General features: G+C 63.5%; 20 protein-coding genes. 11 read left to right on the top strand and 9 right to left on the bottom strand.

All coding sequences use genetic code 11. The features are described 5' to 3' along the window. Together CVM73_RS20375 and CVM73_RS20370 are read right to left on the bottom strand one after the other, a co-directional pair. The gene (locus CVM73_RS20375; protein WP_146006639.1) at positions 1 to 1,359 is read right to left on the bottom strand and encodes a twin-arginine translocation signal domain-containing protein; all 1,359 of its coding nucleotides are present in this window, start codon (positions 1,357 to 1,359) and stop codon (positions 1 to 3) included. Positions 1,360 to 1,529: 170 nt separating this feature from the next. Next, positions 1,530 to 2,645 (bottom strand): ATP-dependent DNA helicase, encoded by a 1,116-nt coding sequence (locus tag CVM73_RS20370; RefSeq protein WP_167406938.1) that lies wholly within the window; start codon positions 2,643 to 2,645, stop codon positions 1,530 to 1,532. A gap of 375 nt (positions 2,646 to 3,020) precedes the next feature. Here CVM73_RS20370 and CVM73_RS41790 point away from each other — a divergent pair, with 375 nt between their 5' ends. From CVM73_RS41790 to CVM73_RS20320, 10 genes are all read left to right on the top strand, one after another. Further along, a complete protein-coding gene (locus CVM73_RS41790) occupies positions 3,021 to 3,380 on the top strand; it encodes a 4Fe-4S dicluster domain-containing protein (RefSeq protein ID WP_100233647.1) in 360 nt (119 codons plus the stop codon). After that, positions 3,373 to 3,708, top strand: coding sequence for a chaperone NapD (locus CVM73_RS20360; protein ID WP_100233646.1), 336 nt, complete (start codon positions 3,373 to 3,375; stop codon positions 3,706 to 3,708). The genes CVM73_RS41790 and CVM73_RS20360 overlap by 8 nt, the downstream gene beginning before the upstream one ends. Before the next feature lie 26 nt (positions 3,709 to 3,734). Beyond that, positions 3,735 to 6,284 carry a nitrate reductase catalytic subunit NapA gene (gene napA, locus CVM73_RS20355; RefSeq protein ID WP_100233645.1) on the top strand — a complete coding sequence of 850 codons (2,550 nt, stop codon included), beginning with the start codon at positions 3,735 to 3,737 and terminating at the stop codon, positions 6,282 to 6,284. A gap of 19 nt (positions 6,285 to 6,303) precedes the next feature. Beyond that, a complete protein-coding gene (napG, locus tag CVM73_RS20350) occupies positions 6,304 to 7,068 on the top strand; it encodes a ferredoxin-type protein NapG (RefSeq protein WP_100233644.1) in 765 nt (254 codons plus the stop codon). Beyond that, positions 7,065 to 8,009 (top strand): quinol dehydrogenase ferredoxin subunit NapH, encoded by a 945-nt coding sequence (gene napH, locus CVM73_RS20345; protein ID WP_100233643.1) that lies wholly within the window; start codon positions 7,065 to 7,067, stop codon positions 8,007 to 8,009. Before napG ends, napH begins: the two co-directional genes overlap by 4 nt. Continuing rightward, entirely contained in the window at positions 8,006 to 8,473 is a 468-nt protein-coding gene (locus CVM73_RS20340; protein ID WP_100233642.1) for a nitrate reductase cytochrome c-type subunit, read from the top strand. The genes napH and CVM73_RS20340 overlap by 4 nt, the downstream gene beginning before the upstream one ends. A gap of 7 nt (positions 8,474 to 8,480) precedes the next feature. Then, complete coding sequence (locus tag CVM73_RS20335) at positions 8,481 to 9,197, top strand: NapC/NirT family cytochrome c (RefSeq protein ID WP_100233641.1); 717 nt, start codon at positions 8,481 to 8,483, stop codon at positions 9,195 to 9,197. Positions 9,198 to 9,202: 5 nt separating this feature from the next. Beyond that, positions 9,203 to 9,799, top strand: coding sequence for a DUF2478 domain-containing protein (locus CVM73_RS20330; RefSeq protein ID WP_158237594.1), 597 nt, complete (start codon positions 9,203 to 9,205; stop codon positions 9,797 to 9,799). A 238-nt stretch (positions 9,800 to 10,037) separates the two neighbouring features. Next, on the top strand, positions 10,038 to 11,147 hold the full coding sequence (locus CVM73_RS20325) for an AraC family transcriptional regulator (protein WP_167406946.1): 1,110 nt from the start codon (positions 10,038 to 10,040) through the stop codon (positions 11,145 to 11,147). Positions 11,148 to 11,234: 87 nt separating this feature from the next. Further along, positions 11,235 to 12,470 (top strand): acyltransferase family protein, encoded by a 1,236-nt coding sequence (locus tag CVM73_RS20320; protein WP_167406937.1) that lies wholly within the window; start codon positions 11,235 to 11,237, stop codon positions 12,468 to 12,470. A 165-nt stretch (positions 12,471 to 12,635) separates the two neighbouring features. On the opposite strand, the gene CVM73_RS20315 is transcribed toward CVM73_RS20320, so the two are convergent. The 7 genes from CVM73_RS20315 to CVM73_RS40400 form a co-directional block, all read right to left on the bottom strand. After that, positions 12,636 to 13,727: an ABC transporter ATP-binding protein gene (locus CVM73_RS20315; protein ID WP_100233638.1), complete on the bottom strand. Its 1,092-nt coding sequence runs from the start codon at positions 13,725 to 13,727 to the stop codon at positions 12,636 to 12,638. Positions 13,728 to 13,803: 76 nt separating this feature from the next. Beyond that, complete coding sequence (locus CVM73_RS20310) at positions 13,804 to 14,655, bottom strand: carbohydrate ABC transporter permease (RefSeq protein WP_100233637.1); 852 nt, start codon at positions 14,653 to 14,655, stop codon at positions 13,804 to 13,806. A gap of 3 nt (positions 14,656 to 14,658) precedes the next feature. Continuing rightward, positions 14,659 to 15,594: a carbohydrate ABC transporter permease gene (locus tag CVM73_RS20305; RefSeq protein WP_100233636.1), complete on the bottom strand. Its 936-nt coding sequence runs from the start codon at positions 15,592 to 15,594 to the stop codon at positions 14,659 to 14,661. A 60-nt stretch (positions 15,595 to 15,654) separates the two neighbouring features. Next, entirely contained in the window at positions 15,655 to 16,971 is a 1,317-nt protein-coding gene (locus tag CVM73_RS20300) for an ABC transporter substrate-binding protein (RefSeq protein ID WP_100233635.1), read from the bottom strand. 73 nt (positions 16,972 to 17,044) lie between these two features. Beyond that, positions 17,045 to 17,275 carry a hypothetical protein gene (locus tag CVM73_RS20295; protein ID WP_100233634.1) on the bottom strand — a complete coding sequence of 77 codons (231 nt, stop codon included), beginning with the start codon at positions 17,273 to 17,275 and terminating at the stop codon, positions 17,045 to 17,047. A 231-nt stretch (positions 17,276 to 17,506) separates the two neighbouring features. Continuing rightward, entirely contained in the window at positions 17,507 to 17,833 is a 327-nt protein-coding gene (locus CVM73_RS20290) for a GcrA family cell cycle regulator (protein WP_100233633.1), read from the bottom strand. A 38-nt stretch (positions 17,834 to 17,871) separates the two neighbouring features. After that, complete coding sequence (locus CVM73_RS40400; RefSeq protein ID WP_167406936.1) at positions 17,872 to 18,039, bottom strand: hypothetical protein; 168 nt, start codon at positions 18,037 to 18,039, stop codon at positions 17,872 to 17,874. 620 nt (positions 18,040 to 18,659) lie between these two features. Here CVM73_RS40400 and CVM73_RS20280 point away from each other — a divergent pair. Continuing rightward, positions 18,660 to 19,865, top strand: coding sequence for an LLM class flavin-dependent oxidoreductase (locus CVM73_RS20280; protein ID WP_167406935.1), 1,206 nt, complete (start codon positions 18,660 to 18,662; stop codon positions 19,863 to 19,865). Positions 19,866 to 19,943 lie beyond the last annotated feature (78 nt).

Here is a 19,943-nt window from a genome sequence, read left to right as displayed (position 1 = left end):
TCACGCCAGCGAATTGAACCAGTCGAATGCCGTCGAGTGCCCGTTCAGCACGGTCGGCTCGCCATAGAGGCTCGACAGGAACGTGCCGCGATGGCTTGCGCCATTGACCGGAACGCCGGCGGCGAAACGTCCCCCGGCGGCGATCGCGGGCCGGACCAGCCGTGGATGCAACGCCTCGTCCGCCAGGCCGTGATAGAACCGGATCGGGGAATCATAATCCCAGAAGGTCGCGCCATTGGCGCCGAGACGGCGCAGCAGGGCGCTGTTCGTATCGTTGGTGAAACGATCGAAGAAGCCATCGACGAGGAAATCGCCGGCGGGAGGAATGCTCTTCACGATCTCGCCTTCGAGGCTGTAATCGGACCAGTATTTCTCCGCGAACGCCTGATATTGCGGCTTGATCGCGGTCTCGAACAAGTCGCTCAGCCCGTAATAGCGCCGATAGCTGCCGAGCAGGACGATCATGCAGGGCGTGATCCAGGCCGGCGGCATCGGATATGAGCTCTCCGAGGCCGGAATATAGGCTGCGGGGTTCGCCCAGTAGTGAAAGCTCTCGGCGAGATCATTGAACGGGCTCTGTGTCGCGGTCGCCCGCACCTTGATGCCGCGGCGCTGCAGCGCCTGCTTCAGCCATTGCGTGTTCAGGGCGCCCTGCGACCACCCGTTCAAGAACAACGATGATGGGCGCAGGCCCAGCGTCCGCAGTTCGAGCAACCCCGCCGTCAGGATGTCGAGGCAGCATTGCACGGTCGCGCCCTTCACCGCATAGGCTTCGCCCCGGCCATTGCGATAGGGGCCCTTGCCGACATAGTCGGCCGCGACGACCGCGTAGCCGTTGCCGGCGAAGCGCTGGATGTTGAACAAGGTCTCGATCGAGTCGACATTGTCGCGCGGCTCGTACTTCTCGTCCTTCAGCCGCAGCAAGTTCGAGGGGACCTGGTCGAACGACAGGATCGTGCCGTGCTGCCAGGACAACAGCGGCAAGGCGCCGCGCGCGCCGGCCGGCACCGCAAGCAGGCCGCTGACCTTGATGCGTTCACCCGTGTCCGGGATGCGCGTGAAGGTGACGATGCGCCTCAGCTCGACGTCATTGCGCGCCGCATGCTTGTCCGGGAAGGCGGCCGGCAGGATATTGCCCTCGTTGAAGACGGCATAGAACTTCGCGGCCAGCGCATTGAGCCGTTCCTTCGAGACGCGCACCGGCCTGCCGGGCGCAGCAAGGGCAACTTCTGGAGCTGCGATCGACATCGCGAGTGAACCCGCTGCCGCGCTCGCCGATTTCAGGAAGCCCCGACGGCTCGTTGCAAGATCGTCCAGACGGTTATCGTGGTGCTCAGGTCTTGTAGCACGCGCAGTCATACGTTCCGCTCCGATGCAGATGGCGGGCTTGATACACCGCAAACCCTAGCGCCTGGTGAATGCACCTCGGTATGGCCGCTCATCCGCGTACGTTGTCGCCCGCATGAGCGTAGCGACATGCGGGTCGTTCTGTCCCGGATATCGCTGCGCTCATCCGGGCTACGACAGCCTCACACCACGATGCTCAGCCGCTTCGCCGCCCGCGTGATGCCGGTATAGAGCCACCGTGCCCTGGAGTCCTGAAACGCAAAGCTCTCGTCGAACAGCACGACGTCGTCCCATTGCGAGCCCTGCGACTTGTGCACGGTCAGCACATAGCCGTAGTCGAACTCGTCGTAAGGCTTGCGCTGCTCCCAGGCGATCTGCTCGATGCCGCCTTCGAAGCAATCGGCGCGCACCGAGACCTTGGTCACCTTGTGGCCGAAATCCTCGTCCGGCGACAGCCGCATGGAGAGGATACGTGACTTCGAGCGCGAGGTGTTGCGCGACTTGACGCGCCACAGGCCGCCGTTGAACAGTCCCTTCTTGCGGTTGTTGCGCAGGCACACCAGCTTGTCGCCGGCGACCGGAAAGGTGTCCTCGATGTTCTGGCGCTGGCGCACCCGCATGTTGTAGGCGCGGCGGGTGTTGTTGCGGCCGACCAGGACCTGGTCGGCGCCCATGACGCGATCGGGATCGAGCTCCTTGCGCGAGACGACCTCGCTCTCGCCATAACGGCCGATATCGAGCTCGCGGCCTTCGCGGACGTCCATCGACATCCGCACGATCGGGTCGTCCTGGGCCTGGCGATGCACCTCGGTCAGCATCGCGTCCGGCTCTGAATTGGTGAAGAAGCCGCCGCCCTGGATCGGCGGCAGCTGCGCGGGATCGCCCAGCACCAGCAGCGGGCAGTCGAACGACATCAAATCGCGCCCCAGTTCGGCGTCGACCATCGAGCATTCGTCGATCACGATCAGCTTCGCCTTCGAGGCCGGCGCATCGTCCCACAATTCGAAGCTCGGCTGCTCCTCGCCGGATTCGCGGGCGCGGTAGATCAGCGAGTGGATGGTGGAGGCGCCGTCGCAGCCCTTGTTGCGCATGACGAGGGCCGCCTTGCCGGTGAACGCGGCGAACTTCACCTCGCCATCGACGCCATCGGCGATGTGCCGCGCCAGCGTGGTCTTGCCGGTGCCGGCGAAGCCGAACAGGCGGAAGATCGGCGGCGTGCCGCCCCGTCCCGGCTTGGCTTTGAGCCAGTCGCCAACGGCCTTCAGAGCGGCATCCTGATGCGGGGTGAAAGTGGCCATGTCTATCTTGAGAAAGGGCGAAAGGCGGCGATTCGCCACGCTCCAAGTTAACCATTCGACTTCTGCTTTCAAGACGGATGCAGCAGCGAAGATCGGCGCCGGTAACCGTGGTCCGGCGTGGCTTCGAGTCGCTGGAGCGGAGGTAAAGCCCTGGTAAACATCTGGGCCAGCTGACGCAATTTCGTATGGCGAACGACATGCAGCTTGATCGTTGCTTGCGCGCCGCAGCGCTAGCGCTTGATCTAGCGCAATGCGATCTGGACTGCGCGAACCTATCGTCCGCAGCGGTGACAATGGCGTCGACCGAGATGTGCCCGATGGGGGCGCAATCTCTTAGGTTATTCCTGAAGCGGGTATGCCCGCAGGGATTCGGATATGCCGAGACCATTGTCGCGACGCTCGTTATTTTCAGCCGTTCTTCCTTTCGCATCCGGCCGCGACGCGCTTGCGCCGCGCCTGGAACAGCCGTGCGCCGAACAGGTGGCGACCGTCTCCAGCGCGACCACCTGCGTCGAAAGGCATGGCGTGGTCTGTCGCCGTTGCGTCGAAGCCTGTGAGCATTCCGCCATTCGCATTCTCGCGCGCGAGAAGCTGGGCGCCGTGATCGATGCCGCGGCCTGCACCGGCTGCGGTGACTGCATTCCGGTCTGTCCGGTCGAAGCCATCGCGCTCGCGCCGCGGGACCGGATCGAGCTCGTCTCCGAATTTGCAAACCTGATCGTCCACAATGGCTGAAGTCACCAACATTTGCGGCGTCGCCGTCTATCTGGCTCCGGATGCCGGGAGCGATCTGACGGATCGCATCCTTGCTCTGCCCGGCGTCGAGCTCGGAGCCGCATCCGGCGAGCACCGGCTGGCGCTGACCGTGATCGACACGCCGGCCTCGCTCGCGATCGATCAGATCGCAGCGATGCACCGCCTGCCCGGCGTCGTCGCGGCATCGCTGATCTTCCATGCATTCGATGCGCTCGACGACGAAGACGTTGTCGAGAGCGACGGGGCCGAGTGCTGCGGCGGCCTCTGCCAGAATTCCGGCGCGCATGCGCGCCCTTCAGTAGATTGAGATTCGTTGAGCCGGAGAGACCGACGATGGTTACGAAATTGACGAACGGGAATGAAGCCGCGACGACCCGCCGCGATGCGCTCAAGGCGGCCGCTGCGGTTGCTGCCGCCTCGACGATCGGCGTCACGCTGCCGGATGTGGCCGCCGCGCAGCCCGGCAAGACCGACGGCATCCGCTGGGACAAGGGCGTGTGTCGCTTCTGCGGCACCGGCTGCGGCGTGATCGTCGGCACCAAGAGCGGCAAGGTCGTGGCGACGCAGGGCGATCCCGATGCGCCGGTCAATCGCGGCCTCAACTGCATCAAGGGCTACTTCCTGTCGAAGATCATGTACGGCGAGGACCGGCTGACCCAGCCGATGCTGCGCATGAAGAACGGCAAGTTCGACAAGAACGGAGAGTTCGCGCCGATCTCCTGGGACGACGCCTTCAAGCTCATGGCCGAGAAGTGGAAGGCGGCGCTGAAGGCCGGTGGCCCCTCGACCGTCGGCATGTTCGGCTCGGGCCAGTGGACCATCTGGGAGGGCTACGCCGCGGCCAAGCTCTACAAGGCCGGATTCCGCACCAACAACCTCGATCCGAACGCGCGCCACTGCATGGCGTCGGCGGTCGCGGGCTTCATGCGCACCTTCGGCATCGACGAGCCGATGGGCTGCTACGACGACATCGAGCAGACCGACGCCTTCGTGCTCTGGGGCTCGAACATGGCAGAGATGCACCCGATTCTCTGGTCGCGCATCACCGACCGCCGGCTGACGCATGAAGGCTGCGAGGTCCACGTGCTCTCCACCTTCGAGCACCGCTCGTTCGAGCTCGCCGACAATCCGCTGGTGTTCACGCCGCAGAGCGACCTTGCGATCCTCAATTACATCCAGAACTACATCGTCAATTCCGGCGCGATGAACAAGGACTTCGTCGAGAAGCACGTCGAGTTCGCGTCCACCGTCACCGACATCGGCTACGGTTTGCGCCCGACCCACGCGCTCGAGGTGAAGGCGGTCAACGCCTCGCACAAGGCCGGCAAGGACGGCGCGCTCGATCCGGCCGGCTTCAAGGACAAGATCGGCTTCGAGGAATACAAGAAACTGCTCGAACCCTACACGCTCGATTATGCCCACAAGGCCTCCGGCGTGCCGAAGGAGAATCTCGAGCGGCTTGCCAAGCTCTATGCCGATCCCAAGAAGAAGGTCATCTCCTACTGGACGATGGGCTTCAACCAGCATGCGCGCGGCACGTGGGTCAACAACATGATCTACAACGTGCATCTCTTGATGGGGAAGATCTCCGAGCCGGGCAACGGCCCGTTCTCGCTGACCGGCCAGCCTTCCGCCTGCGGCACCGCGCGCGAGGTCGGCACGTTCTCGCATCGCCTCCCCGCAGACATGGTCGTCACCAACCCGAAGCATCGCGAGGCGACCGAGAAGTTGTGGCAGGTTCCCGAAGGCACCATCCCGGGCAACGTCGGCTACCATGCCGTGCAGCAGAACCGCATGCTCAAGGACGGCAAGCTGAACGTCTATTGGGTCCAGTGCAACAACAACATGCAGACCGGGCCCAACATGAACGAGGAGGGCTATCCCGGCTATCGCAATCCCGCCGCCTTCGTCGTCGTCTCCGATCCCTATCCGACCGTGACCACGCTGGCGGCGGACCTCATCCTGCCGACGGCGATGTGGATGGAGAAGGAGGGCGCCTATGGCAACGCCGAGCGGCGCACGCAGTTCTGGCGGCAGCAGGTGAAGGCGCCGGGCGAGGCGCGTTCCGATCTCTGGCAGATGATGGAGTTCTCGAAATACTTCAAGATCGAGGAGGTCTGGCCGGAGGAGCTGATCGCGAAGAAGCCGGAGGTTCGCGGCAAGACCTTGTTCGACGTGCTCTACGGCAACGGCGAGGTGAACAAGTTTCCGATCACCGAATGCCAGAAGGGCTTTGAAAACTCCGAGAGCGCGGCGTTCGGCTTCTACGTGCAGAAGGGCCTGTTCGAGGAGTACGCGAAGTTCGGTCGCGGCCACGGCCACGATCTGGCGGATTTCGAGCAGTACCACCAGGCGCGCGGCCTGCGCTGGCCGGTCGTCAACAACAAGGAGACGCTCTGGCGCTTCCGCGAGGGCTACGATCCCTACGTCAAGCCGGGCGAGGGCGTCTCGTTCTACGGCAAGCCGGACAAGAAGGCGCGCATCATCTTCTGCCCGTTCGAGCCGGCGGCCGAGACGCCCGACAAGGAGTTCGATCTGTGGCTGTGCACCGGCCGCGTGCTGGAGCACTGGCACTCCGGCTCGATGACGCGCCGCGTGCCCGAGCTGCACCGGGCCGTGCCGGCCGCGACGCTGTTCATGCATCCGGATGATGCGGCCGAGCGCAAGCTCCTGCGCGGACAGCCGGTGAAGATCCAGACGCGACGCGGCGAGGTGATCACGCGGGTCGAGACCAAGGGTCGCAACAAGCCGCCGCGCGGCCTCGTCTACTTCCCGTTCTTCGACGAAAGCCAGCTCGCCAATCAGCTCACGCTCGATGCGACCTGTCCGATCTCGAAGGAGACCGACTTCAAGAAGTGCGCCTGCCGCGTGACGTCGGCCTAAACCTCTCGATGGACGAGCCATGTCGGATTCGAGCTCAAGCATCCCGCGCGATCCGCGGCGCCGCAAGGCGCTGCAGGATATGACGCGGCTCAGTGGCGGCGCAGCCGTCGCCGCCGCGATGCTGACGGGATTCGGCGTGTCGTCGCGCGCGAGGCCCGCGCAGACGCTGCGGCCTCCGTGCGCGCTGCCCGAGAAGGATTTCCTGGCGGCCTGCGTCCGCTGCGGTCTTTGCGTTCGCGACTGCCCTTACGACACCCTGAAGCTCGCGGACTGGGCGGATGGCCCGGCCGTGGGCACCCCGTTCTTCGTCGCCCGCAGCGTGCCGTGCGAGATGTGCGACACGATTCCCTGCGTCAAGGCCTGCCCGACCGGCGCGCTCCAGCACGCGCTGACCGACATCGCCAAGGCCAAGATGGGCGTTGCCGTGATCACGAGCCGCGAGACCTGCCTCAATCTGCAGGGCTTGCGCTGCGACGTCTGCTATCGGGTCTGTCCGGCGATCGACAAGGCGATCACGCTCGAGGTCTCGCATAACGCGCGCACCACCAAGCATGCGATCTTCGAGCCCGTCGTCCATGCCGAATATTGCACCGGCTGCGGCAAGTGCGAGAAGTCCTGCGTGCTGACCGACGCCGCGATCAAGGTGCTGCTGGTCGAGGTCGCCGCGCTGAAGCAGGACGAGCACTACAAGCGCGGCTGGGAGGAGAAGACCAAGGCCGGCGGCGCCCTCGTCGATGCGCCGCTGAAGCTGCCGGTGCGCAGGCCGGAAGGAGGCGCGCCATGACGGCGAACGCCAGGCCATATGTCGACGCGCGCGCCGCGAAGGGTCTTTGGGCTTCCACGCGGTTTCTCGTGCTGCGGCGGGCGAGCCAGCTGTTCTTTCTCGCGCTGTTTCTGTCGGGACCGCTTCTGGGCATCTGGATCGCGAAGGGCACGCTGGCCTCGTCCATGACGCTTGGCACGCTGCCGCTGACCGATCCTTTCGTCTTCCTGCAATCGCTCGCGGCGCGCCACTGGCCTGAGGGGCTCTCAGCGGTCGGTGCCGCCATCGTGCTCGCCGGCTACCTCCTGTTTGGCGGCCGCAGCTATTGCTCCTGGGTCTGCCCGGTCAATCCGGTGACCGATCTCGCGGCCTGGCTGAGGCGGCGGCTGGGCATCAATTTCACGGCCAAGGTCCGCCCGGACCTCAGGCTCTACTTTGTCGGCGCGGTGCTCGCGGCCTCGGCTCTGTCGGGCTCGATCGCCTGGGAGCTGATCAATCCCGTGACGGCGCTGCACCGTGCGCTGGTCTTCGGTCTCTGGTTCGGTGCCGGCGGCACGGCCGCAATCTTCGTGTTCGATCTCCTGGTCGCCAAGAACGGCTGGTGCGGTCATCTCTGTCCTGTCGGCGCATTCTACGGTCAGATCGGCAAGGTCGCGCTGCTGCGCGTCGCCGCCGACAACCGTGCCGCTTGCAACGACTGCATGGATTGCTTCGCCGTCTGTCCGGAGCCGCATGTCATCAGCCCTGCGCTCAAGGGCGAGCGCACCGGTGCCACGCCCGTCATCACCGCGGGCGATTGCACGCTCTGCGGCGCCTGCATCGACGTCTGCTCCAAGCAGGTCTTCCATCTCGGTCTGCGCGGCCGCAACGCCGTGCGTCCGGACCCTTCCGCAACCGCGCCGGCGCCAGCGGCGCGCGTCGTGTCTTCCCAGCCGGCCGTCCTTGAAAGGGACCTCCCATGACGTTTGTTCGACTGATTCCGTTGATTGCGGCAGCAGCCGTGGCCGTCGCGCTCGTGATTCCGTTCGCGGCGTCGGGGCCGCTTGCGCAGGAGGCCAAGCAGCCCAAGGCGCTGCGTGAGGCCCCGCTGACCGAAATCTCGCCGCCGCCCGACGTGACCAAGCAGTCGGTGCCGGCGAGCGGCTTCGAGCGCGCCTATCGCCAGCAGCCGCCGCTGATCCCACACAAGGTCGACGGCTACCAGATCACCACCCAGAACAATGCGTGCATGGGCTGCCACGACTGGCCCGGCAATACGCGTGTGAACGCGCCGAAGATCTCGGAAACGCATTATGTCGACCGCCAGGGCGTCCGGCTCGATAAGGTCGCCGGCACCCGCTATTTCTGCCAGCAATGCCACGTGCCGCAGGCCGATGCGAAGCCGCTGGTCGGCAACATCTTCCAGAACGCGACGCAGGCGAAGTGAGGGGGACATGCAAGACACCAGCACTTCCGCCGCCGTCGCAGCCGCGCGGCCGGGTCGTCTGAAGCGGCTGTGGCGATGGTTCTTCTCGCCGACGGCACGCTATGCCTGGGGACTGATCGTCGTCGTCGGATTCGGCGCCGGCGTCGTGTTCTGGGGCGGCTTCAACTGGGCGATGGAGATGACGAACAACGAGCAGTTCTGCATCTCCTGCCATGAGATGAAGGAGAACGTGTATCTCGAGTACCGCAACACGGTTCACTATTCGAATCGCACCGGCGTGCGCGCCAGCTGTCCGGATTGCCACGTGCCGAAGGAATGGGGACACAAGGTGGTCCGCAAGATCCAGGCCTCGAACGAGGTGCTGCACAAGATCCTCGGCACCATCGGCACGCCGGAGAAGTTCAACGCGCATCGTATCGACCTCGCCAAGAGCGTCTGGCGCGGCATGAAGACGACCGACTCGCGCGAATGCCGCAACTGCCACAAGTTCGACCACATGGAGTACGCGGTGCAGGAGCCTCGCGCCTCCAAGCTGCACCAGACCGCGTTCGCACAAGGCAAGACCTGCATCGATTGCCACCAGGGCATCGCACACAAGCTGCCGCCCAAGGCGCAGGAGGAGTACCGCGACATGCTCGACCATATCGACGAGGCCGGCCCCGTGCAGCGCGTCATCGACTTCCTGCAGGATGCGGACGTCGCCAAGGCGAAGGCGGCGAGGTGATGGACATGCTTGCGCAAGGTCGCGATGCGACGGGCGGCGCGGCGGGACATTCCGCCGCCATCTGCGTTGCCCTGGTCTATGACACGAGCGCCGATCTCAACCGGTGGTTCGCAGGTCTCGTCGCCGAGCTTCGCCGCTCCGGCAAGAGCCTCGCTGGGCTGATCCAGGAGGACGTGCCTCAGGCGGGCCGGTCCCGCTGCGACATGGTTCTGCACGAGCTCGCCACCGGCCGGTCGATCTCGATCTCCGAGGATCTCGGAGCAGGGGCGATCTCCTGCCGTCTTTCCACGCCGCGCCTGCTCGAAGCGGCACAATTGGTCGAAGCCCAGCTTGCCGACGCCGAGATCGTCTTTCTCAACAAGTTCGGTAAGGCCGAGGCGGAAGGCGGGGGCTTGCGCGACCTGATTGCCCATTGCATCGAGCCCCGCAAGAGCCTCGTGATCGGCGTTCCCCGCAGCAACCTCGGGGCCTGGACCGAATTCTGCGGCGAGTTCTTCAGGACCGTTGAGGCAACGCCGGAGCCGCGCCGGGAGGTGATCGCGGCGCTTGCAGCTCTGCTTGGTCAGCCCAAGACTGGCAGCGAGCATCTGCACGTGGTCTGAGGCTGCGTTCGTCAGGAGCCGACATATTCGGGTCTCTTCGGGATGAGATGGCGAATCGGGACGGCACCCGGGCCGTTGCCTTACGGCGCTTCTGAAGCAGTCGGGCCGCCGCGGCGTTGATCTGGACCAACCTGTCGACTTGCGCGGATGCTTGCGCCGTGACCGCAAGCACAAGTTTAGATTGTGCATGCGCGAAAGCGATGCGAGAGTTGAGCTCCTGATGGAGACGACAGGTGTGATGGGGCTCACGGCCATTGATCTCGGTCTGCGCGGCGCAACGAGCGGCCTGTTCCTGCTGATCATTCTCGTGGCGCTGCTGCGTCATGCGACCAGCCAGCAGGCTGTGCTGGGCATGGCCATGTCTGCTGGTGGCGTATTCTACGCCATCGCGACGGCCCCGTTCTTCCCCAAATCGTCATGGTGGTGGGTGTTACCGATCCTGTCCGCCCAACCCGCCGTGTTCTGGCTGTGGGCGCGCGCAGCGTTCGACGATGATTTCGCGCTGAGGCGATGGCACGGCGTCCTGTGGCTGGGCATCGTGGCCTTCGGCTTTGCGCTCACGCTGGGCTGGGCTTACTGGCCCGCTTTGGCCGGGGTTGGCGGTCGCGGCCTGGCGTTGGTCAATCTGGTGCTGGCTCTCGCCGCCGCGGTCCAGACGGTCAAGACTTGGCGTGCCGATCTTGTCGCGCGCCGCCGCCGGCTGCGGCTGGCGATGCTGGCGATCAATGTCGGGCTCGTCGCGGTGGTCGCCGGTGCCGGTTTCGCGGCAATTCCCGTCGCGGTCCCCGGCGGGCCCGGCAGTCTCCCGACCGCGCTCGCCCTGTTCGTGGTGGCCATGATAGCCGGGCTAGGATCATTCGCCACGCAGCCAGCCGTGCCCGTCAACAGCGCCACGGCGGCGATTGCATCCAGCGACGCCCGTGCGGCCGATCGTGCTCCCGCGGGCCGGGTCATCGTCGACCCGATGCTGCTGCGGCGTCTCGACCATCTGATGACGGTGGAGCGAACCTACCGGCAGGAAGGTCTCGCGATCGGGGCGCTCGCTGCGAGGCTCGACGTCCCCGAGCACCGGCTCCGCCAGGCCATTAACGAGGGGCTCGGCTATCGCAACTTCAATGCGTTCCTCAACCACTACCGCATCGGAGATGCCAAGCTGGCGCTCTCCGACGCGACGCAGCGGGAAGTCCCGGTGCTGACCATCGCCATGGATGCGGGCTTCCAGTCGATCGGACCTTTCAACCGGGCCTTCAAGGCCGAGACTGGTGTAACCCCGACCGAATTCCGGCGCGAGGCCTTGAGCCGGCCGGACAGGGCTGAGATCAGCGAACCGCGTCGAGAAATCGGCTAGCCGATTTTTGGATCGGGCGAGAGGCCCCGTCCCCGATTGGCCAGACTATCCGGCAGCAACCTCTCGCCAGCCGGAATGAGTCCAGCCATGTCTCCTTCGACCGCCGACCCTGCATCAGAACGACTGCACGCCCTCGATGCGCTGAGGGGAGGTGCCCTGCTGCTTGGCATCGTCCTGCACGCGGCGATGTCGTTCGTGCCTGCCACGCCCCGGTTCTGGTTCATCCAGGACACTCATCCCAGCCTGCTCATGGGCCTGCTGACCTTCACCATCCACGTCTTCCGGATGACGACCTTCTTCCTGATCGCGGGCTTCTTCGCTCGCATGAGCTTTCATCGCCGGGGCATCCAGGGTTTCGTCCGGGACAGGCTCCAGAGGATTGGGTTGCCGCTCGTGATCGGTTGGCCGATCCTGTTCACGCCCATGAGCCTCATCCCGATCTGGGCGTCTCATTTCCCGAATGGCGGTTGGTCCCGCACTTGGCCGCCGGCGCTGCCGAATTTCCCCCTGACCCATCTCTGGTTCATCTATGTGCTACTCGAGCTCTATGTGGCCATGCTGCTGCTGCGCGCCGCATTTGTCTGGCTCGATGCATCAGGCACTTGGCGGGCAGCGATTGATCGCCTCTTCGCAGGAATGATGAGAAATCCGCTGGCCCCCTTGGCTCTGGCGATCCCGATCGGCATCGCGTTCTGTCTCGACCAACGCTGGATCAATGTGATGGGCGTGAGGACGCCGGACCAATCGCTCATCACCAACGTGCAGGCCTGGATCGGCTTTGGCACCGCGTTCGGCGCCGGCTGGCTGCTGCACCGGCAGATCGGTCTGCTGCGGACGATCGAGCGGCGCTGGCTGCCGCACCTGCTGCTCGCGGTCGTTCTGATCCTGATCTGCTTCGTGCTCTCGGGTGTGATGTTGTCCGCGCCGGGCGCACCAAAATTGCCGGTCAGTTTCGCGAGTCTCAGGCTCGTCTCCGCGATCCTCTACGCACCCGCGATCTGGATCTCGACCTTCGCGGTCATGGGTCTCGCGCTCCGCTTCATGTCGGGCTTCAGCCCGACCTGGCGCTACCTCGCCGACGCGTCCTACTGGCTCTATCTGATCCATCTGCCGATTGTGATGGCGCTGCAGGTCGCGCTGTCACAGCTCGACTGGCTCGGGCCGATCAAGTTCGCAATCATCCTCCTCGTTGCGTTGCCTCCGATGCTGGCAAGCTATCACCTGCTGGTGCGCTTCACCTTCATCGGCGTGGTGCTGAATGGCCGCCGTGCGCCACGCGAGGCGGCACCTGCCGCGGCGGTCGCGGGCTCCGCTACGCCATAACGCCAGGCACAGGGCGATTTTTCAAATTAGACCGCCAGCAAAAAGGGGCTCGAAATGGTCAAGCCAAGTGCCTTCGCGCTCTCCGGGCGTCATCGAAGTCGGTGATAGGAGGTCACCGGTTCTGAGCGAATTCCCCTCGCCAGTGGAATTGGCCAACTGTCGGCCCTAGATGGCCGCTTCGGTTTGCGCGTCGAAAACATGAAGCCTGGAAGGCCGCATGGCAACGCGAAGCTTGTCGCCCACCCTCACCCTCGCGGTCGGCTCGACGCTCGCCACCATGATACTCTCGCCGACCTTCATATCGAGCAGGATTTCCGAGCCGAGTTGCTCGACCACCTCAATCACAGCATCGAAGCATGGGTGGCCAAGGTCAGCGCTACCCGCCACGGTGAGGTCCTCCGGCCGCACGCCGAGCATGACCTCGCGTCCGATATGGCCGCGCAGCCGCTGCGCGGTCTCGTCCGGCAGCTTGATGCGCAGGCCGGAGTTCTCGGCGATCAGCGATCCGTTCGCCTCAGTCACCGTAACGGCGGTGAAATTCATGGCCGGGGAGCCGATGAAGCCGGCGACGAACTTGTTGGCGGGCTGATTGTACAGCTCGAGCGGCTCCCCCACCTGCTGCACCATGCCGTCTTTCATGACGACGACCCGGTCACCCAGCGTCATGGCTTCGACCTGATCGTGGGTAACGTAAATGGCTGTAGTGCCGAGACGCAGATGCAGCCTCTTCAGCTCGACGCGCATCTGCACCCGCAGCTTGGCATCGAGGTTCGACAGCGGCTCGTCGAACAGGAACACGCGGGGGTGGCGCACGATAGCACGGCCCAACGCAACGCGCTGGCGCTGACCGCCTGAGAGCTGGCGTGGCCTGCGCGTTAGCAATTCGCGGATGCCGAGGATGTCAGCCGCCTCCAGCACGCGCTTGTCAATCTCGCGCTTTTCGAATTTGCGCATCTTCAGGCCGAACGCCATGTTGTCGTACACGCTCATGTGCGGGTACAGAGCGTAGTTTTGGAACACCATGGCGATGTCGCGGTCCATCGGCGCCAACTCATTGACCACGTTGCCGTCGATGGAAATGTCGCCGGAACTGATCGCTTCAAGCCCGGCAATCATCCTGAGCGTCGTCGTCTTTCCGCAGCCGGAGGGTCCGACGAACACCATGAACTCCTTGTCGCGGATCTGCAGATTGACGTCGTTGACAGCGTGCACGCTGTCAAAGAACTTGTTGATCCCCTTGAGAACGACCTGGCCCATTCGCTTCCACCTGCCTTCCAAGGGTCTATGCGCAGTCTGCATGCGCGCTTTCGAATTCCCTTAATCCGTGGTGCTGTCAGCCCTTCACCGATCCGGTCAGTCCTGCGACGTAGTGCTCGACGAAAAACGAATAGGCGATAGCAACCGGTATCGATCCAAGCAGGGCCCCAGCCATCAGCGGTCCCCAGTAGAATACATCGCCGCGGATCAGCTCCGATGTGACGCCAACCGGTACCGTCTTCTGCTCAGGAGAGGACAGGAAGACAAGCGCATAGATGAATTCGTTCCACGACAGCGTGAAAGCGAAGATGCCGGCCGAGAGGATGCCCGGGATCGCCACCGGGATGACGATGTAGAGCATAGCCTGCCAGCGCGAGGCGCCGTCAATGCGTGCGCATTCCTCGAGCTCCTTGGGTACCGCCTTGAAGTACCCCATCATGAGCCAGGTGCAGAACGGAATAAGGAAGGTCGGATAGGTCAGAATCAGTGACCAAGGAGTGTCACCCAGCCGATAGTTGCGTATGATCTCTGCCAGCGGAATGAACAGCAGCGTTTGGGGCACCAGATAGGTAATGAAGATGCCGGTGCCCAGGCTGCCGGCAAATGGAAAGTTCAGCCGCGACAGAGCATAGCCGGCGAACACGCCGCACACGAGCGAGATAGCGGTTGACGCGAGCGCGATGAACGTCGTGTTCCACAGCCACGATGCGAACAGCGTCTCCTCGAACAGGTACCTGACATGGTCCAGGGTCGGTTTCCAGGTCCAGAACGGATTGTAGTTGACCGAATTCCAGGGCCGGTAGAGCTCGCCGTCCGGCCGCACCGACGTGATCACCATCCAGTAGAACGGGAACAGCAGGAAAAGCAGGAACAACGCCATGGGGACGTAGAAGAACATCCACTTTCGCCACCTTGCGCCTTCGATCATGGCTCAGCGGACCTCCACCCGGCGGATGTAGAGAAGCTGGATGATGACGACCAGAAACAGGACCGGAAACATTGCGAGCGAGATGGCGGCGCCCTCGCTCAAGAGGCCGGTGCCGATGCCGATCTGATAGGCGTAGGTCGCGAACAGGTGCGTTGCGTTGGCCGGCCCGCCGCCCGTCATCACATAGACGATCTGGAAGTCGGCGAACGTCTGAATCACCGAGAACAGCATCACGACCATGGTCACGGGCAGCAGCAGCGGCCAGGTGATATGCCAGAATCGCTGCCACGGCTTGGCGCCGTCGATCGCGGCGGCCTCGTTGAGTTCGGGGCTGATGGTCTGCAAGCCGGCAAGCAGGCTGATGGCGAAGAACGGTACCCCGCGCCAGATGTTGACGATGATAATCGAGATCATGGCGAGGTCCGGATCGCCCAGCCAATTGATCCGACCGGTGATCAAACCGAGATGGTAGAGAAGCCAATTGAGAACGCTGAACGTCGGGTCGAACATCCACTTCCAGGCGAAAGTCGAGAGCACGGTCGGGATAATGAAGGGCAGCAGGATGAAAGCACGGGTAAAAGCCTTGCCGCGGAAATTGCGGTTGAGCAGCATGGCGAGCCACAGCCCGAGCGCCAGCTTGAAGACGGTGGTCACGCCCGTATAGAGGAAGGTGTTGTAGACGGAGGTGCGAAAGATCCCGTCATTGAAGATCTTGTAGAAGTTGGCGAGGCCGACGAAGTCGCCGGGCATGCCGACGCGCGAGCTGGTGACCGACAGCAATATCCCTCGAATGAAGGGATAGGCAATGAACATGCCGAGCAGCACGATGGTCGGCACCAGCAGCACGAATGCCAGCCAGCGCTCGTCCTCGAGCAAACGGTGCCGCCGGGGAGGGGGCGCCTCGCGGAGCGTCGTGTCGGAAACCGCGCTAATCGCCATGTTCGATCCTCGTCGGCCGGAAGATCCCTTGCCCCAGGAAGGGGAGGAGACGGCTTAACCTCAGACGTAGACCTTCCTGAGCTCAGCTTCCGCCCACTTCACGGCATCCTCGGCGGGCATGCCTTGGACGGCCTTTGCGTACATATCAACGATGACGTACTTGGTTACGACTTCGGCTGCCCTGCGCGTTGACGGTCCCTCGTAGCCAGCGAAGCGCCCTGTGCGCGCGGCTTGCTTGTAGGGCAGCATGATCGGGTCGTCGCCCCACAGCTTGTGCTTTTCCCAATCCGTGGTCGGGCCGACCGAGAAGCCCTTCTGGGAGACGAACCATTTGTCGTACACGTCCTTGGAGTGAACCCAGCCAAGGAATTTCTTCGCCGCATCCTGGTTCCTCGAATAACCCATCAGGAGGTTCGAGAACGGGACGTGATAACTGAACTGTCCGCCGGGGCCCTTGGGCAGCGCGGCATGCAGGATGTCGTCCTTCAGCGGCGCGCCGGCCTCCGTCTTGTAGGTATCCGGCTTGCGCAGAGTCTCGATGTAGATCGAGGCGCCATTGAGCGTGGCGCTGCATGTCCCGGACAGAAAAGCGCGGTTGTTGTTGGAATCGTCCCAGGCGAGCCCGCCTTCGTCGAGGGCGTCCTTCCAGAAGGCCGCCATGAATTTAACCGACTCGACGGTTGCAGGGCTATTCAGCACAACCGTCTTGCCGTCTGCTTCGACCTCCTTGCCGCCCCAGGACCACAGGTAGGGGTAGGCGAAGGCGGGGGCATCGCCGAAGGTGTGGCCCAGTGTTTGGCCGATGGGCCGTCCCTTTGCCTTCAGCTTCTTGCCGGCCTCGCGATACTCTTCCCACGTCTGGGGAAATTTTCCATCGGTGTAGCCGATCTCGGCAAACCAGGACTTTCGGTACGCGATCTGCAGGCCGACGATGCACCACGGCACTCCAATCCATTTCTTGCCGTCATTGGCGACAGCGCGGGACGTTTCGTAGAAGCCGCCCTGGCTCTTGCCGAGTGCTTCAGCGATGTCGCTGACGTCTACGACGCTTTCGCCGTAAAGTTGCCCCCAATTGTTGAGGACGCAGACGACGTCGGGGCCGGACCCCGACTGGATCGCCGAGGTGATGCGGGCCTGGATGTCGTTGGCGTTGATGGTCTCGATATTGAGCTTTATGCCGAGCGACTTCTCGCACTCCTTGGCGATTTCGGTGCGCAGAAGCTGATCTGACGCCGGAACGAAGTCGGTCCAGCGCAGCCAGTGCACCGTGGCGGCTTGCGCATAGGCGGGCGCCCTGCCAGTCGCCAGAATGCCGGCCATGCCGCCCGCAAGCGCGGTACCGCCCTTGAGGACGCTACGTCGGGTTACTGTCGTCATGCATCCCTCCCTCGATGTGTTCGACCTGATGCCCCTGCGGCCAGTCTTTTGCCGGCTTGGAGCCCCGTTCAGTCTATTGCGTCTCCGTGGTTCGACGCATGCGCACGGCGTCGCCTGCGCAATACGTTGGCTCGATGATCATGTGGTGGTGCCACTTTTGCGGCGCTGCGGCGGCGAGCGCGCCGCGAAACAGGTTGAATTGTTCGCAGAGCGGCGCGATTGCATCGTTCGCAATCCTACTGCGATAAGACCGGCGGCCTGGATCATGTCGGCGCTGCAGCCAGCGCTCGAACCCTACCGTCATAACGATCCCTCCCGCGCAGCGACGGTATAGCCGTGGCCAAGCGGGTTTTCCCCGTCTTATATGAAGTTCGATACCGGAAGCTGGCGCGACGTCATTGTCGCCCGTCGCAGCAGGAAATCAAGTGCTAGCTTTGACGCGGCGGCCACGGTCTCGCTCCGCGAGATGGCCGGCGACCAACAGTATCGAACCTAGTGCGTGAGGAGATGCCGCAACGTCGTTGCGGGCTTGCTCTTAGCCCGTATTCCTGACCGCCTCAGCTAGCATGGCGTAAAGCTGGCGCTTGCTGAGCTCTTCGGGCTGCCGTTTCTCTATTGGTTTCGACACCTTCTTACCTACCGTGCGGGCACAAGCGGCGGACAGCGGCGGCTTTCGCTTAGGTGCCGACCTGATCTGGGGTTTGGCAGTTGATGGCTTGTGACCACGTTTCAGGCCCAATCGAGTCAGCCGCCCGCAAATCGCGTTACGACTACACCCGAGACGGCGCGCAATCTGCGTGGCGCTGTTCCCGACGGCCCAGAGTTCTTTCAGCAGCGCCAAGTCTCTGTCATCCCAACTCATGGGGACATTATAGCGGCGGCTATCAATTGCTGGCTAGTCTAGTCTTCGTCTGGCTCGCGCACGATCGGGGGCTCTTCCGCTCCTTCGTCCTCGTCGTCTTCTTCATCTTCATCAGGATCTCGCGGCGGCATCATGTGGCCCATGATGACCGGCGCATCGCAATCGATCGAGCTGGTGGGCAGTTCTTCGAAGATGTGTTGCTTCATGTTGTTGCTCCTCCAAATACCCGTGGCCGGATACGAAGTCTGAGATGCGGTCGTGGCGCAGTTCGGACATCGTTAGTTCTACAGGTAGCTTGTCCGCATAGGTCAGAAGCGGTCTCCGACGAACAATGCTTGCCGCGTCCGCTATGGGGCCAACACCGGAAGTCGCTGCCGACCTCTGGTGATCTAGCTTGATTTTTGGAGTGGCCTGATTTGTTAAGCGTGATTTGCTTCGCTATCTCGTCGGTCACCGAGGACGAGGAGCGCTGAGGGCGCCAACGGCCCCCCGCAGAACGCCATCCAAAACCATAGCTTGCGCGATCGTCCACGCTCCCGAGCCATCTCTGTGGCAAGGGGTACCGACGCAAGGAAGACAATGAAAACGAAGATCGACCACGCGTCCATCTGACCGTCTCTGACTGCCATCGCAACCATAACACAGAATCGGCGCTCGAATGCTGGATCTCAGCAAGAAGTGAGGCCGCCTCGGTTGGCGGCCTCTAGCTAGTTCGGATTGCCGAAGGAATCGGTCTCCCGCAGGGCGGAATTGCTGCTCCATAGACAGCGCCGCCTCGCTCATTAAGATGAAGGTGCCCGCAACAATAATAATCGGGAGAGGCGCCATGAAGTTCGGCATCTTCTACGAGCTGCAATTGCCACGGCCCTGGGTGGCCGGTGACGAGCTCGCCCTCTACCAGAACGCGCTCTCGCAGATGGAGCTCGCCGACAAGCTCGGCTACGACCATGCCTGGGTGGTCGAGCATCATTTCCTCGAGGAATATTCGCACTCGCCTTCGCCGGAATCGTTCCTCGCCGCGGCGAGCCAGCGCACCAGGAAGATCAGGCTCGGCCACGGCATTCTCCAGCTCACCACCAATCACCCGGCGCGCGTCGCCGAGCGCGTCGCGGTGCTGGACCTGCTCAGCAACGGCCGCTGTGAATTCGGCATGGGCGAGAGCGCGTCCATCACCGAGCTGGAGCCGTTCGGCCGCGACATGGAGACCAAGCAGGAGGTGTTCGAGGAGGCGGTCGCTGCGATCTTCCCGATGTTCAGGGACGCAGGCAGCGAGCATCACGGCAAGTATTTCGACATCCCGTTGCGCAACGTCGTGCCCAAGCCGGTGCAGAAGCCGCACCCGCCGCTGTGGATGGCCTGCTCGCAGCTGCCGACCATCGAGCGCGCCGGCCGCCACGGTTTTGGTGCGCTCGGCTTCCAGTTCGTCAGCGCGGATGCTGCGCATGCCTGGGTGCACGCCTATTACAACGCCATCACCAAGCGGCTGCACAAGCTGGCCGACTACGAGATCAACCCGAACATGGCGCTGGTGTCGTTCTTCATGTGCGCGAAGACCGACGAGGAGGCGCGTGCGCGCGCCGACGGCGCCACCTTCTTCCAGTTCGCGCTGCGGTTCTACGGCGCCTCCCAGAACCGCCAGCGTCCCGCGCCCTACGCCGTCAACATGTGGGACGAGTACAACAAGTGGAAGCGCGATAATCCGCAAGCCCAGGAGGCCGCGCTGCGCGGCGGCCTGATCGGCTCGCCCGAGACGATCCGAAAGAAGCTGAAGCGCTTTCAGTCTTCGCATATCGACCAGGTCATCTTGCTCAACCAGGCCGGCAAGAACAGCCACGAGCATATCTGTGAATCGCTGGAGCTGTTCGGCCGCGAGGTGATGCCCGAGTTCCAGAACGATCCGGCGCAGGCGGCGTGGAAGCAGGGCGTCATGAGCGGCGAGATCAAGCTGGAAGAGATCGACACCCGGGCTTTTACGGATCGCTACGGCAAGCTCGCGATCAATGTCACCCCGGTGAAAGCGGCCGCGGAATAGACTGTTCGTCAAGTCATGTTGCTGACGCAATCTCTGTCTTAGTCAGTGACAACTTAAAACACTGCGTGGGAACCGCCC

It is taken from the genome of Bradyrhizobium forestalis, assembly GCF_002795245.1.
In the GTDB taxonomy this organism is placed as follows: Bacteria; Pseudomonadota; Alphaproteobacteria; order Rhizobiales; family Xanthobacteraceae; genus Bradyrhizobium; species Bradyrhizobium forestalis.
This window is presented reverse-complemented; position numbering and strand designations above follow the sequence as displayed.

Bases quoted from the DNA above. Each gene is read 5' to 3' on its own strand.
- CVM73_RS20375 (WP_146006639.1), bottom strand. From the start codon at position 1,359: ATGACTGCGCGTGCTACAAGACCTGAGCACCACGATAACCGTCTGGAC.
- CVM73_RS20370 (WP_167406938.1), bottom strand. From the start codon at position 2,645: ATGGCCACTTTCACCCCGCATCAGGATGCCGCTCTGAAGGCCGTTGGC.
- CVM73_RS41790 (WP_100233647.1), top strand. From the start codon at position 3,021: ATGCCGAGACCATTGTCGCGACGCTCGTTATTTTCAGCCGTTCTTCCT.
- CVM73_RS20360 (WP_100233646.1), top strand. From the start codon at position 3,373: ATGGCTGAAGTCACCAACATTTGCGGCGTCGCCGTCTATCTGGCTCCG.
- napA (WP_100233645.1), top strand. From the start codon at position 3,735: ATGGTTACGAAATTGACGAACGGGAATGAAGCCGCGACGACCCGCCGC.
- napG (WP_100233644.1), top strand. From the start codon at position 6,304: ATGTCGGATTCGAGCTCAAGCATCCCGCGCGATCCGCGGCGCCGCAAG.
- napH (WP_100233643.1), top strand. From the start codon at position 7,065: ATGACGGCGAACGCCAGGCCATATGTCGACGCGCGCGCCGCGAAGGGT.
- CVM73_RS20340 (WP_100233642.1), top strand. From the start codon at position 8,006: ATGACGTTTGTTCGACTGATTCCGTTGATTGCGGCAGCAGCCGTGGCC.
- CVM73_RS20335 (WP_100233641.1), top strand. From the start codon at position 8,481: ATGCAAGACACCAGCACTTCCGCCGCCGTCGCAGCCGCGCGGCCGGGT.
- CVM73_RS20330 (WP_158237594.1), top strand. From the start codon at position 9,203: ATGCTTGCGCAAGGTCGCGATGCGACGGGCGGCGCGGCGGGACATTCC.
- CVM73_RS20325 (WP_167406946.1), top strand. From the start codon at position 10,038: ATGGGGCTCACGGCCATTGATCTCGGTCTGCGCGGCGCAACGAGCGGC.
- CVM73_RS20320 (WP_167406937.1), top strand. From the start codon at position 11,235: ATGTCTCCTTCGACCGCCGACCCTGCATCAGAACGACTGCACGCCCTC.
- CVM73_RS20315 (WP_100233638.1), bottom strand. From the start codon at position 13,727: ATGGGCCAGGTCGTTCTCAAGGGGATCAACAAGTTCTTTGACAGCGTG.
- CVM73_RS20310 (WP_100233637.1), bottom strand. From the start codon at position 14,655: ATGATCGAAGGCGCAAGGTGGCGAAAGTGGATGTTCTTCTACGTCCCC.
- CVM73_RS20305 (WP_100233636.1), bottom strand. From the start codon at position 15,594: ATGGCGATTAGCGCGGTTTCCGACACGACGCTCCGCGAGGCGCCCCCT.
- CVM73_RS20300 (WP_100233635.1), bottom strand. From the start codon at position 16,971: ATGACGACAGTAACCCGACGTAGCGTCCTCAAGGGCGGTACCGCGCTT.
- CVM73_RS20295 (WP_100233634.1), bottom strand. From the start codon at position 17,275: ATGACGGTAGGGTTCGAGCGCTGGCTGCAGCGCCGACATGATCCAGGC.
- CVM73_RS20290 (WP_100233633.1), bottom strand. From the start codon at position 17,833: ATGAGTTGGGATGACAGAGACTTGGCGCTGCTGAAAGAACTCTGGGCC.
- CVM73_RS40400 (WP_167406936.1), bottom strand. From the start codon at position 18,039: ATGAAGCAACACATCTTCGAAGAACTGCCCACCAGCTCGATCGATTGC.
- CVM73_RS20280 (WP_167406935.1), top strand. From the start codon at position 18,660: ATGAAGTTCGGCATCTTCTACGAGCTGCAATTGCCACGGCCCTGGGTG.